This window comes from Marinagarivorans algicola (assembly GCF_001292705.1).
GTDB lineage: Bacteria > Pseudomonadota > Gammaproteobacteria > Pseudomonadales > Cellvibrionaceae > Marinagarivorans > Marinagarivorans algicola.
The window spans coordinates 1-15,029 of sequence record NZ_LGAK01000016.1; the positions used below are offsets into that span (position 1 = coordinate 1).

Genomic DNA, 15,029 nt, shown 5'->3' on the forward strand with positions numbered 1-15,029 from the left:
TGTAAGTTGTTATTTAAGTTGAGTACCTTTGTTTTGGTGGTTAATTGTGCGGGCTGTTAGGCACTATAAATGGTTTAACTGATATGTTGATAGACAGAACTGCAAGGACAGGCACTCGTTTTAATAATAACCACCTTACCGCTATCGGTTGAATTGTTCACTTAAGCGTAGAAATTGGTTGATTATTATGCAAACTTTTGGGTGAGTGTCCCTGCAAGTTTAATGCTCGCACTCATGACAGGTAACGCTCCGCTAAGGGGCCGGAGCTGTGTTGATGGTTTTGCGTTAGCGTAGCGAATAAACGCAGAACGAGCAACGCAGCAGAGGTCCAGGCCGTTTACGGCCGAGCCTTGAGCGGCTTGTTAGCTGTGCATGCACTCTTCAGCGATTTCTTGCGCCCTAGATATACTAATGCCATTTTCAAAATCATTAACAAACTCATGCTCGGATTCATGTGGAACGAGCTGCGGTCTTTGATTGTTTTCTTGAGGCTGTACATCAAGCTTTAGTGCATATGTGTTTTCGTAACACGGTATATAGTTTGATAAAAAGCCAAAATAACAATCTTCAGTATCAGGCTCGTCATAAGTCTCTACGTACCTATCGTAACTTGCTTTACTTAACGAACTCCATACTCCCCAAGTAAACGGCTCGGCAACACCGATGATTGGTATTTCTATAACTGCACGTACAAAATAATGAGTTCCATCTTCATCTGTATAGAAACAAAGATCTTCGGTAAGCTTCCCAGCTTTTTGAACTTCTTCGCTCTGCTCCAAATACGGATCTGGTGCGTTAAATCCGAAACTGGGTGAGCCTTCATGAATCTCTTCACACGAAGAGCATTTAAAACTAAATATTCCTGCCATGCATGATCTCTAAAGTACTGCTAACGCCTAGCTCACCGGACCATATTGCGGAGAGCGTTTTGTGTAAAATGGAGCGCAGCGAATACACAAAACGAGCGTAGTAATATGGGTCCGCGTGCAGCTAATTGTTATGTGATTTACCGTATTCCATTTATCCAGTTGATATACTTGCAAGTACTTTCAACGCCCTGATAAATAAACTCGTGATTTATTCCAAGTTTATCGAGTTGTTTCAATAGCGCCGACTTTCTAGCTTTAGGCACTATTTTTCCGATTATTTCATCAGAATATTCGGCATTAGCTCCCAAATGAACAAATGCTTTATCTTTTTGAGAGTATCTGTGTACAGTAAACCAAGCATTCTGAGATGCAATTCGAGCATTATTTATGTTCGGTTTCCAGATTTTAGTTTTACTCAAACGAAATGGTGTTTTGTCTTTTTTGGTATCTACAAACATATTCTTGTTTGTGACGATCATATAAACATGCCCATCTTTAGATTCATCTAAATCAGAGCAAGCAAACCATAAAGCCACTAAAGGGTTTGTAGTCCAATCTAGTAATCTCGTAGCCAGACCATAATGCTGTGCATATGCCAACTTGTCCCATTCAGACATACCCGAGAAATCAGCATCACCAGCTAGTCGCCTAGATAGCTCCTCAACCATTTCCCTTTCAACTGCAACTGTATTCTTCTTTGGGTCACTACGTGCAATTTTAGGATATAAAGGATAGTGCCCACCCTGTCCTCTAAAGAGAAGCAACACTTCAGATTCAAATGCTGGAGCCATTTTTAAATAATCTGAAACGCAGTTTATTTCGTTATCCATACACTCTCTTAATATTTATAGAATACACAGCGCCTGAGCACATAACATTATATTAGACGGAAAAAATCCATATATCTCTGGACCTCAATCCGTATATCTAAGTTTTCCACCAATCTAGCATGGCTCAAGCCCGCGTGGCAAGCCTGATACAGAGCCGCACCAATCTAGAGCATAGATAGACGGAAAAAATCTATGCCATTTCAAGAAAAATACCGAATCGCCCCTAAACTGTATACTTAAACAGTTAAAATTAAGGTATCTCCATGGCTCATTCACCCTTCCTAAATGATATCCACAAGCATATGGTTTCACATCACTATGCACTACGCACGATCCAAACCTATACCTTTTGGGTCAAGCGTTACATCCTGTTCCATCAAAAACAGCACCCCAATACAACTGCAAGGACAGGCACTCGTTTTAATAACCACCAAGCATAAATACTCAAAGCTAATATCATTTGGTTTTAACAAGCTTACCGGCACGCACATTTAAAGCCGGCGGGGATTGATGTCTCAGGCCCTTATGCGTCGGGAACGCGTATGGAGTGCCCATGGATGGCTTGAACGCGCCAGAGAAATCGATACGCGGCGGCGCCACATCAAGGCGTGGACTTTCAGGAATATAGGCTTTCAGGGACAGGCACTCGTTTTAATAACCTCCAAGCATAAATACTCAAAGCTAATACCATTTAATTTTAACAAACTCACCGGCACGCACATTTAAAGCCGCCGGGGATTGATTTCTCGGGCCCTTATGCGTCGGGAACGCGTATGGAGTGACCATGGATGGCTTGAACGCGCCAGAGAAATCGATACGCGGCGGCGCCACACCAAGGCGTGGACTTTCAGGGATATGGGCTTTCAGGAACAGACACTCGCTTTACTTTAATACCATTCACTAAAAACCAGCCACACCACTCATTCAAGGCCTTTGGCGGCAGGATGCCGACTGTTATGTTAACTGGAGCCTACAGGGAGTTACTTGCCACGTGCCTTGAATGAGTGGTGTAGATGGCGCCGTGCACGAATGGCAGACCGCCCCTTCTAATACTCGTACTCACACCCATCCCAACATACAAATACCTCACCTAATGGCGATAGCGCTCACCCAGCCTTAGTACATTTTGATACAATTGCCGCGCTTAAATAGTAAAGCCCTCCTTTTTTACATTGAGCCCCCCTGCTTTAATAAGCCGTATGAATAACCCGCATTAATAAGAAGTCACCCACATGCCAAAAACCGCCGCCCAGCACACCCCCATGATGCAGCAATACCTACGTATCAAAGCCGATCACGCCAATGAGCTTGTGTTTTACCGCATGGGCGACTTTTATGAGATATTTTTTGATGACGCAAAGTTGGCCTCTAAAGTACTGGATATTACGCTAACAGCACGCGGCAAAAGCGGTGGCGAGCCCATTCCTATGGCGGGCATTCCTTTTCATGCGGCCGAAGGCTACCTCGCCAAACTTGTGCGCCAAGGTATTTCGGTCGCTATTTGCGAACAAATAGGCGACCCAGCCACCAGCAAAGGCCCCGTCGAGCGTAAAGTGGTGCGCGTGGTCACACCTGGCACCGTCAGCGACGAGGCACTGCTTGATGCTGGCCGTGATAACTTATTAGTGGCCGTTGCCCAAAGCGATAATCACTTTGGTATTGCCACGCTCGATATGGGCAGTGGGCGGTTTTGCGTATTAGAAGTGATTGGCGAAACCGCCTTAATGGGCGAGCTAGAGCGACTGCGCCCAGCCGAGCTTTTAATACCCGAGCTTTTTAGCCTTAATGATTACACCTTACCCACAGGCGGCCTACGCAAACGCCCCGAGTGGGAGTTTGATAGCGAGCAAGGCCACCGCGTATTGTGCGAGCACTTTGGCACCAAAGATTTACAAGGCTTTGGCTGCGGCCAAATGTATGCGGCAATTGCCGCCGCCGGCTGCCTATATGGCTACGCAAAAGAAACCCAGCGCAGCGACCTTGCGCATTTATCGGGCCTAGCCGTCGAGAATATCGAACAAACCGTAACAATGGATAGCGCCACCCGTCGCAACCTTGAACTGGATGTTAACTTAAATGGCGGCGAAGAAAACACCCTGTTTGGCGTACTCAATAGCACCTGTACTGCAATGGGCGGCCGCTTGCTTAAACGCTGGCTGCACAAACCCTTGCGCTGTGAAGCCACTATTCTTGCTCGCCAAAGCGGCATTAGCGCCTTACTTAGCCACTACCACTTTGAGCAATTGCGTCAGCCGCTTAAACACATTGGTGATATGGAGCGCATTTTGGGCCGCGTGGCACTGCGCTCTGCCCGCCCACGCGACTTATCGCGGTTATGTAGTTCGCTGGGGGCCTTTCCTGAGGTACAAGTACAGCTTGCCGCTATAAATAACCCGCACCTTACCAGTCTGGCCACTCAAATTAATGAGTTTCCGGCGCTGGTCACCACGCTTGAAAAAGCCATTATCGAAAACCCACCCGTCGTAATTCGCGATGGCGGGGTGATTGCACAAGGGTATGATGCCGAGCTGGATGAACTGCGCAATATTAGCTCTAACGCGGGGCAATACTTAGTCGACCTAGAAACTCGCGAGCGCGAGCGCACCGGCGTCCCCACACTTAAAGTCGGCTACAACCGCGTACACGGTTATTTTATTGAAATGACCAGCGCCCAAGCCGACAAAGCCCCCGCCGACTATATTCGCCGACAAACGCTCAAAAATGCCGAGCGCTTTATTACCCCCGAGCTTAAAGAATTTGAAGACAAGGCCCTATCGGCCAAAAGTCGTGCGCTCACTCGCGAAAAAGCCCTTTACGAAGCACTGATCGAAACCTGTAACGAGCAACTGCTTGCACTGCAACGCGCCGCCGCTGCCGTGAGCGAGCTTGATGTATTAACCGGCCTTGCCGAACGCGCCGAGCACTTAAACTTATGTTGCCCGCAAATTGTTGAAGACGCCGGTATTAAAATTACCAAAGGTCGCCACCCCGTGGTGGAAGATGTGCTCGAAACCCCCTTTGTACCTAACAATGTGATGTGTGATGACGAGCGCCGCATGCTGGTGATTACTGGGCCAAACATGGGCGGTAAGTCGACCTATATGCGCCAAACAGCCTTAATTGTATTGCTCGCACAAATAGGCAGCTACGTACCCGCCCAAGCGTGCGAACTAAGCTTGGTTGATCGTATTTTTACCCGTATAGGCTCATCAGATGACTTAGCTGGTGGCCGCTCAACCTTTATGGTTGAAATGACCGAAACCGCCAACATTTTGCACAATGCAACCGCACAAAGCTTAGTATTGATGGATGAAGTGGGCCGTGGCACCAGCACTTACGATGGTTTGTCACTGGCTTGGGCTTGCGCCGAATACCTAGCTAAAGAGCTGCAAGCCTTTACCTTATTTGCCACCCATTACTTTGAGATAACAACGCTAGCGGCTCAAATACCCAGCGTACACAACGTACACCTTAGCGCGACCGAGCATAACGATAACATCGTATTTTTACACAGCATTGAAGAAGGCCCTGCCAGTAAAAGCTACGGCTTACAAGTGGCCAAACTTGCCGGTATTCCTGCGCCGGTTATTTATAATGCACAGTGCCAACTGGCTAGGCTAGAGGGTCAGCCCGCACCCGAGCCCATGGTCATACCGGCACCGGTATACGCTCAACCCGAGCCCATAGTTGCAGCGCCCGCAAAACCCCTAACACCGGCGCCTGAACCAGTACCTGCGCCAGCACCAACATCTGCAGTTGCAAACGCCTACACTAAAAGCACCAACCACAAGGCGCAAGGCCCTCAACCCGACCTATTTGGTAGCACTAGCTTAGTCGAAGATGCCCTGAATAATTGCGACCCCAACACACTAACCCCCTTTGATGCATTACAATTGATCTATGAACTAAAAAAAATGGTATAAGGCCCAGGCTAGTTATACTTTCTTTTAGCGTCGCACCTGTTAAAATGCGGCGTTTATAACCATACCAACTCGGCACTAGGCTATTTTTAGCGGTGTTTTTGCTGACTAACGCAAGCCCGCTAAGCGCCAACATATGCCCGACTAAACTTGAGGTGATGCAATGACATTTGTTGTGGGTGATAACTGCATAAAATGTAAACATACAGACTGCGTAGAAGTATGCCCTGTAGACTGTTTTTACGAAGGACCAAACACACTGGTGATTCATCCTGATGAGTGTATTGATTGCGCCTTGTGCGAACCAGAGTGCCCGGTTGATGCGATCTTTTCGGAAGATGAATTACCCGATGACCAAGAGGCCTTCTTAGAGCTTAATGCTGAGCTTGCAGAGGTATGGCCAAACATTACCGAGAAAAAAGACGCCCCTGCCGACGCCGACAAATGGGATGGCGTACCCAACAAGTTACAATACTTAGAGCGATAAGCCTTGGCAGTATTTGCAGCGAGCAATATTTGTAACGAGTAGTATTTGTAACAAGTAGTACTCGGTCGTACATTTTGGTCGTCCGTTAATACCTACAAGACCTGCGCCGCGCGATCACTGCTTACAACTTATTTAAAAGGCCACTCAAGTTTACTTGGGTGGCCTTTTTTGCAAGCTTTTGGGAGTATAAACTCTGTGTACTCTTTCTTTACTATAGTGGCAGCCGACTTAGCATGAACTCAAACCAAACAGTTTTTATTATTACTTTGCACCCACAATCACCCGAGGTAGTATCGCTTGAGCGTGGTTTAATAAAAGAAGGGCTTGAGCCCTGTGTGTTTCCCGCTGTAGATGGCCGCGCCACATTGCCATCACTCGAGGCACTCTCTTCGCAGCTCAAGCGGCAAATTACAAAATCTAGCGATACTCACTTAACCGGTAGCGAGCTGGGCTGCTATTTATCGCACTACAGCGCCATTGCCTCGGCCTTTGACAACAACTTAACACATGTCACAATAGTAGAAGACGACGTCACATTAATTGCTGGTCTGGGCGATCATATTAGGCAAATGATTGAGCTACCCACCCAATACCACCATATTCGATTGATGGGGCTAAGAGTAAGAGCCCGTAAAATTGTGCAACCACTAGGCTCACACCACAAGATCACTCGGCCTATTAAAGGTGTACTCGGCACACAAGGGTATATATTAAATAGGGAAGGCATGGCTAAAGTACTGGCTCACGGCGCCAATATTGTGCACCCTATTGATGTGTATTATGACCGTTTTTGGGACTCTGGCATTAACACCTATTGCGTTGAGCCTTACCTTATTGCACACACCGAAAGACCCAGTAATATAGCCCATCCGATTAGCCGCTATAACGGTAAAATGACCGAAAAAATCTTTCGCTTTAAATCGAGCCTTAACCGCCGATTACATTTAATACGCCATAGAGGTGATTTTTTTCCGTACTCAAAACCCACAAATCGCGACCTTTAAAAGCACTATTCAATACAGGGCTCTTCAGTACAGGGCTAACACGACAAAGACTTAAGAATAAGAGCACTCTTAGTGCCTTGCTACCTATGGCGCTCAGCACTACTAGCCCACCATACCCAATCATTATTTTTGATTGCCATGTTTTAAATTAGTAGTGCCTGTTATCAGCATGTTTCAGCTTAAACGCCCTACCGATCTTTTAGCCTTTGATCAGTCACCTTCTAGCTATTTAAGCACTTGCGTTTAAAACATAAAAACTATCGCATAGGTCGCTAGAAGCTTTATTCATGATCAAGTATATTGCTCACCGTTTTGCAGCTTGACCGATGGCCAATAAAAAATATAAGTGTCTTATTTTTACTTACATTCCAACACCCATTCAATAGGTCGCGCTGCCTGTAGCGGGTAAAGCCTAAGTGCTTACCCTAATAAACCACACATATTTCAAGACCTACCCAAATAGAGTCCACCCTACAATGAAGTCTCTCAGATTTAACGCTATTGATGTTCTTGACCCCCGTTTTATTCAGCAAGCACCAAAAGACCTATGGGCATTCATTTCACCACTGTATGCCGTGGACGAAGAGCAATGGCTTACCCAATTACTGCCGCTAGCTAAACCTTCACAAACCGAGCTAAACAACACGACCCGCGCTGCAACAGCACTCATTGCTAACGTCCGCAAAGACGACAACAGTGTCTCTATGATTGATTCACTGCTGCTTGAGTACAGCCTCGATACCAAAGAAGGCATTTTATTAATGTGCCTAGCCGAGGCGTTAATGCGTGTGCCCGATAAAGCCACTGCCGATGCTTTTATCAAAGACCGCTTGCGGGTTGCCGACTGGGCCTCTCACGCTCAAAAGTCAGCGTCTTTTTTTGTTAATGCCTCTACTTGGGGGCTCTTGCTGACAGGCAAAATTGTCACCATGAGCGAGAAAAAAGACGGCACTGCTGGGCATTTGGTAGGTCGCATGGTCAACCGTGTTTCAGAGCCGGTTATTCGGAAAGCCATGAATCAGGCCATGAAAATAATGGGTCACCAATTTGTTTTGGGTCGCGATATTAAAGAGGCGCTTTCGCGTGGCAATAGCTATCGCGATAAGGGCTACACTTACTCTTTTGATATGCTGGGCGAAGCAGCACTCACGTTAGATGATGCCGCTAAATACCTTAAAGCTTACCAAGACGCCATCACATCGATAGGCCAAGACAACGCCAGTACACGCTATACAAGTACTAGCCTACCCACTATTTCGATTAAATTATCGGCCTTGCACCCGCGTTACGAAGTGGGCTGCAAAGCGCGCGTCATGACCGAGCTGTTTGCAACAGTTAAAACATTAATTATTCAGGCGCGCCAGCTGGGGGTCGGCATTACGATTGATGCCGAAGAGGCCGATCGCTTAGAGTTATCACTCGCATTATTTGAAGCGCTTTATCACGATGAAGCAGTGCGTGGTTGGGGGTTATTTGGCCTAGTGGTGCAAGCGTATTCGAAGCGTGCACTACCCGTACTCGCCTGGCTTGCCGCCCTTGCCAAAACCCAAGGCGATCGCATTCCTGTGCGCTTAGTAAAAGGGGCATATTGGGACTCAGAAATTAAACTCTGCCAGCAGCGTGGTATTCAAGGCTATCCTGTTTATACCCGCAAAGAATCTACCGATGTGGCATATTTAGCCTGTGCACATTTTTTATTGAGCGAGCATGTACGCGCACATATTTTTCCGCAATTCGCCAGTCACAATGCACACACGATTGCCGCTATTGAGTGCTTAGCAAAGCAATTAGGCGCGACCAATAATACCTTTGAGTTTCAACGCTTACACGGCATGGGCGATGCGCTATACGACAATGTCATTAAAAACGCTGATACCTGTGTGCGTATTTATGCCCCAGTGGGCAGCCATAAAGATTTACTGCCGTACCTAGTGCGTCGCTTACTCGAAAATGGCGCTAATAGCTCGTTTGTCCATCGCTTGATCGATGCTAGCTACCCTATTGAGCAACTAGTGCATCACCCTGTAACCACTCTGGAAAGCCGTAAGTCGCTGGCCAATCCACATATTAAATTACCCACGCACTTATTTGATGATCGCAAAAATTCTTTTGGCCCCAACATCGAAATCGAGTCAGACTGGACACCCTTTAAAGCTAAGATTGATGCCTTTATGGCTGCCGAGCCGGCCTCTCCATTGCAAAACGACGCGCCACACAACGAGCAATTCGATAACAAAAAAACTAAACTGTGGCGTGCTTACCCTATTGTAGGCGGCCAAGCCGTCACCACGCAGCCCTCTCATCAAGCGCAAGCTAATCAAGAGCAGGGCAATCAAAAACAAAGCGACAATGAACAAAACCGTACAGCACAAAACAATACAACACAAAGCCATAAGGTCTTTAGCCCCTACGACCACCAACAGTGTGTAGGCACAGTTGATTGGGCCACGGCTGCCAACGTGACCCAAGCGATTGACCTTGCCGCCGCCGCATTTCCCAAATGGTCAGCAACCCCTGCCGTAGAGCGCGCCGGCTGCTTAGACCGCATGGCCGATTTAATGGAAGCTCACTACCCCGAACTAATGGCGCTGTGCCACCGCGAAGCCGGTAAAACGATTCAAGACAGTATTGATGAGGTGCGCGAAGCTGTCGATTTTTGCCGGTACTACGCACAACAAGTGCGCAGCCATTTTGCCGAGCCTACCGACTATCAAGACTTTATGGGCCACACACAAACAGTGCAAGCCACAGGCCGCGGCGTATTTGCTTGCATTAGCCCTTGGAATTTTCCGCTGGCTATTTTTATTGGCCAAGTGGTCGCCGCCCTTGCGGTAGGCAATACCGTTGTAGCCAAACCCGCCGAGCAAACCAGTTTAATTGCCACGCGTGCGGTTGAGCTATTGCATAGCGCAGGCGTGCCTAGCAATGTTGTTCACTTATTACCCGGCGACGGCGCCACAGTGGGCCATGCAATAACATCTGATACCCGTATTGCAGGTTTAGCCTTTACCGGCTCAACCGGTACCGCTCAACATATTAACCGCACATTGGCTGCGCGCGGCGTAGCGCCCATTCCCGTCATTGCAGAAACAGGTGGCCAGAATGCCATGCTGGTTGACTCTACATCGCTGCCCGAGCAAGTGGTACGCGATGCTGTGCGCTCAGCGTTTGCATCGGCCGGTCAGCGTTGCTCGGCCTTGCGGGTTTTATTTATTCAAGACGATATTGCCGATAAAATTATCCCGATGATCAAAGGTGCTATGCAAGAGCAAGTCGTTGGCCTGCCTTATTTGCACAGTACCGATATTGGTCCTGTTATCGATCCAAAAGCACAAGCGATGCTACTTGCACACATAGAAGACATGAAAAAAACAGGCAAGCTTATAGCTCAGTCACCGCTGCCTAAGCTCGCTCAACAAGGCACGTTTGTAGCACCTACCGCTATCGAAATTGACAGTATTGAGCAGCTCAGCGATGAGAAGTTTGGCCCCATTTTGCATGTTATTCGCTATAAGGCACGCGAGCTGGATCGCATTATCGATACCATTAACCACTCAGGTTTTGGCCTTACGCTTGGTGTTCATAGCCGTAACGAAACAACCTGCGCGCGCATTGCCAAAAGGGCGCGTGTAGGTAATATCTACATTAACCGCGACCAAGTCGGGGCTGTTGTGGGTGTACAACCCTTTGGCGGGCAAGGTTTATCGGGTACTGGGCCCAAAGCGGGCGGACCTCATTATTTACACCGTTTTACTATTGAGCAAACGCTTAGGAGCTCACTATGACTACTATTATGCCAGCTAGCGAACCAACGCCTGCAACCCCACTCCACACAGCTGCGTCTGTTTTTGAGCCATGGAATGCGCTGGGCGTCAATACACGCACCCAGATTTTAAGCCAAGCAGCACAATCGCTCTCACTCGCCCCCCAAAAAATGGCGTTATGGCAACTGGCTAACGCCCAAAAAAAACTCGCACAAACACACATAATGCCAGGACCAACCGGCGAGCTTAACGAGCTCTCTAATCTAGGCCGCGGTAGCTTTTTATGCCTGTCACTTATGGGAAATGACACAGAACAATCGACTATCGGTCTTGCTGGCCAAATATTTACAGCGCTTGTGACCGGTAACCCAGTGATTACGGTCGGTAAAATAGGGCAAGTATTCACAGACGCCATAGCACCTTTTGTGGCTCCAGGGGTTATTCAAAATATTGCTGATAACGCACTGGATGCCATTATAGAGGCCAACCCACTTGCCGGTGTTGCGCTATTGTGTGACGACGCTACCGTTGTTAACACGCTCAATACACGCTTGGCAGCAAAAGACGGTTTGATTACCCAGTTAGTCGCCGAAACCAGCAGCGCGACACTCAGTACTATTGCTCAGCCTCATTATGCTTTGCGATTTGTAACTGAGCGCACAGTATCTATAAACACCACAGCGATCGGCGGCAATGCCACCTTATTGGAGCTAGGTAGCTTAGACGAAGCGTAAAAATAGCAATGCTAAATACTTTATCTTTTGTTAACAATAGTGCGATAAATGAATGGGTATATTTCCAAAAATAGGGGTTGGCCCTATTCGGTTCGGCATGACAATGGGCCAAGTCAGAAGTTTATGGGGGCAACCCGAGCACATTGAATCGTTTATTGCCGCCAAGCACAAACCCGAAGAACGCTCCATCGAATGGATGTACGACAAAGGCGTGCAACTGAGCTTTTCTTATGATGATCAGTTTATATTAGGGTGCATCACTCTCAGCGATAAAAGCCAAACGCTTTATGGACTGCCCATTGTTGGTATAACAGAATATGAACTGATCCGGTATTTTACAGAACTAGAGCTCGAAGATGATTTAGGCGAGAACGGTAGAAACTTTGTACTGAGTGATCGGGAATTATCAATTTGGGTCGTTGATGGTATTGTTGATAACATAACACTCTTCCCCCAATACGATAAAACCGGCAACACGCCTATTTGGCCAATAGGCTAAATAGCAATCAAAGTCTTGCGCTCGCCTGACGAGTATCGTGAATCAACACGATTGAAGTATTACTGTGTGCGTCATTTTTTATTATTAAACTTTATTATTGAACTTTATTATTGAACTTTAACGTATAACCCAAATCAAGAGCGTATAACCCACTCACACTTTGAGTGTTGAATTTATACGGTGAATATAGGCTTGCTAATTATTTTACACTGGCGTGTATCGATTATACCCATCATGCCGAGTACGTATTTTTTAATTAACAAGCGCCTTACCAAAAAAGTCCTTATTTAAGGCACGCAAATTTAAAGGCACAATATGAGCTCTAATGACATTCTTTTTAACAATCTTTCTATCGGCGATATGGATATTGCAAACCGCATTTGGATGGCTCCGCTAACACGCTGCCGCGCAGGTTTAGAGCATATCCCTAATACACTTATGGCTGAACATTATGCACAGCGTGCCTCTGCCGGCATCATTGTGGCTGAAGCCACTATGGCAATGGAAGGCTGCTCTGCATTCTGGCAAGAGCCCGGTATTTATTCCGACGCACAAATCGCTGGCTGGAAACTTGTCACCAATGCCGTGCACGCCAAAGGTGGCAAAATATTTTTGCAGCTTTGGCACGGCGGCAGAGCTTGTCACCCTGCATTAAATGGCGGTAAACAACCCGTTGCCCCAAGCCCAATAGCCATTGAAGACGAAGTTCACACCCCCGATGGTAAGCTGCCGCAAGTTGTGCCTCGTGCACTGCGCGATGATGAAATACCAAGCATTATTGCCGGCTTTAAACAAGCTGCCATTAACGCCAAAGCCGCCGGTTTTGATGGTGTCGAGGTGCACGGTGCTAATGGCTATTTACTGGACCAATTTTTACGCGATGGCTCGAATAAACGTGACGGCCAATATGGTGGCTCACTTGAAAATCGCGCCCGCTTACTTTTAGAGGTTGTTAGTGCTGTGTGCGAAGTTTGGGACAGCAAGCGTGTAGGTCTGCGTATTTCGCCTTTAAATAGCTACAATAGTATGCTCGATAGCGATCCTATAGGCCTAACGGCTTGGCTCGCCAAACGCTTAAATGACTTTAACTTAGGTTATTTACATGTTATGCGTGCTGACTTTTTTCAGACTCAAACAGGCGACGTACTCACCCCAGCGCGCGAACACTTTAAAGGTGTACTGGTCGGCAATATGGGTTATAACGCCGACGAGGCCGCTGAAGCAGTGAATGCCGGCAAGCTCGATGCCGTTGCTTTTGGTACGCCCTTTTTGGCCAACCCCGATTTGCCCGCGCGCATACAAGCTGCTGCACCACTCAACACACCCGACGAAGCCACATTTTATACGCAGTCGGCGGCAGGCTATACCGATTACCCAACGCTCGATAATCATTAAATTATCAGACTCCTCTGACCTTTACTGCAAACCTGCCCTACAAGTCTTTTTGCAATAAACATTGGCAGTAAGGCTTGTAGCTATTATGGATGGCCAATAAGCTACCCGTAGACCTACAACGCAATGGCTTTACGAATGATAGAGAGATCGCTGTCTTACCCTTCTTTTTTATTCAATTATCTACCGTAAAGCCGCTTACCCGTAGCAAAGATTATTCAGTTAATAAATAAAAAATGCGCAGTATTATCCCTATGCTGATAGGGTTTTGTAGCTTAGTTAAATAACAACTAAAAACAGAGTTACGCTCTTACACTTAACATTAATAGCTGTCATTTATGATTATTCATCTTTTTCATATCCCTACATTAGCGGCCAATATTCCTTTATCGACAGCGCAAGAGCTCCTTGATATAGAAGAAAAAAACAACGCCGCCAACATAAGAGCTAACCACCGTCTACACGAATTTATTTACGGGCGCTACTGTTTAAAATTAGCGCTAGCCAAGCACCTTAATGTACCCGCTAAAAGCCTCACGCTATTAAAGCGACCCCAAGGTAAATTATATTTACAAGATAATCCTATTTTTTTTAACTTGACTCACTCGGGGGAATATCTTGCCTTTTGTATTAGCAGCGATGGCGAAATAGGCATAGATATCGAGCATGTACAAAAACGCACTGCCAATATCATCGGTGTTGCCAAGCGCTACTTTACCCCCGCAGAATACCAAGCGATACAGCGCTGTGAAGGGCGCGAACAATACGCTTTATTTTATAAAGTATGGACACTCAAAGAAGCCGCATTCAAAGCCACAGGCGCAGGAATTAGCGCAGGGCTAGAACGGATGAATGCACTGGAAATTAGCCCTCAGCAACCGCAAATGCTACATCTTGCAAAAAGCCAGCATGTCTTGTGGTTTAATCACTGGCTTAACCCGTTAGGCTTTGAGGATATTTTTTTAGCGATTGCACTCGAGCCCACACATTTATCTTCAGCAGCCCCTGTCTTTGAGCTATCGAATGATCTTTAAAGGGCTTGGCTCAAGAGGGTTTCATCAGTGCGATAAGTCGCGACTATAGCTCAATCTCCCCCAGATACACCGATTTAAAACCTGTTTTATCAAACCCTTGAATACGGTGATCATTAATAGTAATTAAAGGGATGCCTTGCCCGCCCAAGCGCCGATATTCACGCTCGGCTTGCGGGCTTTTTTCGATATCGCGCTCTACAAACGGTACATTTTTACTCGTAAAATAGGTTCTTGCTGCTTTGCAGTAAGTGCACCACTCGGCGCTATACAATACAACACTGGGCAATTCATTATTAACAACTTTAGGGTGGTTAGGGTCAACCAAAGGGGCGCGTGATTGCGATAAGCCTTTTTGCACCCCTGCAATCACGGCACCAGCCATCCCTACAAATAATACTAATGGTATAACCTGCTTTAAACGCGTCACTTTGCCTGCCCTTTAATTGTTAAATTCACTTGCACTACCTATCGGTACGATATTCTATAGCAGCTCGTG

General features: G+C 46.9%; 12 protein-coding genes. 9 read left to right on the forward strand and 3 right to left on the reverse strand.

All coding sequences use genetic code 11. From position 1 onward, the window contains the following. Positions 1–362: 362 nt before the first annotated feature. Entirely contained in the window at positions 363–869 is a 507-nt protein-coding gene (locus tag AC438_RS06985) for a DUF2199 domain-containing protein (RefSeq protein ID WP_053980534.1), read from the reverse strand. Positions 870–1,006: 137 nt separating this feature from the next. Continuing rightward, positions 1,007–1,699: an FRG domain-containing protein gene (locus tag AC438_RS06990; RefSeq protein ID WP_053980535.1), complete on the reverse strand. Its 693-nt coding sequence runs from the start codon at positions 1,697–1,699 to the stop codon at positions 1,007–1,009. Between the two features lie 263 nt (positions 1,700–1,962). Between AC438_RS06990 and AC438_RS17415 the strand changes: the two genes are divergently transcribed. The 9 genes from AC438_RS17415 (at position 1,963) to AC438_RS07035 (ending at position 14,533) form a co-directional block, all read left to right on the forward strand. Continuing rightward, positions 1,963–2,139: a phage integrase N-terminal SAM-like domain-containing protein gene (locus AC438_RS17415; RefSeq protein WP_082354014.1), complete on the forward strand. Its 177-nt coding sequence runs from the start codon at positions 1,963–1,965 to the stop codon at positions 2,137–2,139. A 792-nt stretch (positions 2,140–2,931) separates the two neighbouring features. Beyond that, complete coding sequence (mutS, locus tag AC438_RS07000; RefSeq protein ID WP_053980537.1) at positions 2,932–5,622, forward strand: DNA mismatch repair protein MutS; 2,691 nt, start codon at positions 2,932–2,934, stop codon at positions 5,620–5,622. 160 nt (positions 5,623–5,782) lie between these two features. Further along, a complete protein-coding gene (gene fdxA / locus AC438_RS07005) occupies positions 5,783–6,106 on the forward strand; it encodes a ferredoxin FdxA (RefSeq protein ID WP_053980538.1) in 324 nt (107 codons plus the stop codon). Between the two features lie 233 nt (positions 6,107–6,339). Further along, positions 6,340–7,110 (forward strand): glycosyltransferase family 25 protein, encoded by a 771-nt coding sequence (locus tag AC438_RS07010; RefSeq protein WP_053980539.1) that lies wholly within the window; start codon positions 6,340–6,342, stop codon positions 7,108–7,110. 476 nt (positions 7,111–7,586) lie between these two features. Then, a complete protein-coding gene (putA, locus tag AC438_RS07015) occupies positions 7,587–10,895 on the forward strand; it encodes a bifunctional proline dehydrogenase/L-glutamate gamma-semialdehyde dehydrogenase PutA (RefSeq protein WP_053980540.1) in 3,309 nt (1,102 codons plus the stop codon). After that, on the forward strand, positions 10,892–11,608 hold the full coding sequence (locus AC438_RS07020; RefSeq protein WP_202904722.1) for a hypothetical protein: 717 nt from the start codon (positions 10,892–10,894) through the stop codon (positions 11,606–11,608). Before putA ends, AC438_RS07020 begins: the two co-directional genes overlap by 4 nt. A gap of 52 nt (positions 11,609–11,660) precedes the next feature. Then, complete coding sequence (locus tag AC438_RS07025; RefSeq protein WP_156312540.1) at positions 11,661–12,107, forward strand: hypothetical protein; 447 nt, start codon at positions 11,661–11,663, stop codon at positions 12,105–12,107. 315 nt (positions 12,108–12,422) lie between these two features. Next, a complete protein-coding gene (locus AC438_RS07030; RefSeq protein WP_053980542.1) occupies positions 12,423–13,502 on the forward strand; it encodes an alkene reductase in 1,080 nt (359 codons plus the stop codon). 335 nt (positions 13,503–13,837) lie between these two features. Then, positions 13,838–14,533: a 4'-phosphopantetheinyl transferase family protein gene (locus AC438_RS07035; protein ID WP_053980543.1), complete on the forward strand. Its 696-nt coding sequence runs from the start codon at positions 13,838–13,840 to the stop codon at positions 14,531–14,533. 43 nt (positions 14,534–14,576) lie between these two features. Here the strand turns inward: AC438_RS07035 and AC438_RS07040 are convergent, their stop codons facing one another. Further along, positions 14,577–14,960, reverse strand: coding sequence for a glutaredoxin family protein (locus AC438_RS07040; RefSeq protein WP_053980544.1), 384 nt, complete (start codon positions 14,958–14,960; stop codon positions 14,577–14,579). Between the last annotated feature and the right edge of the window lie 69 nt (positions 14,961–15,029).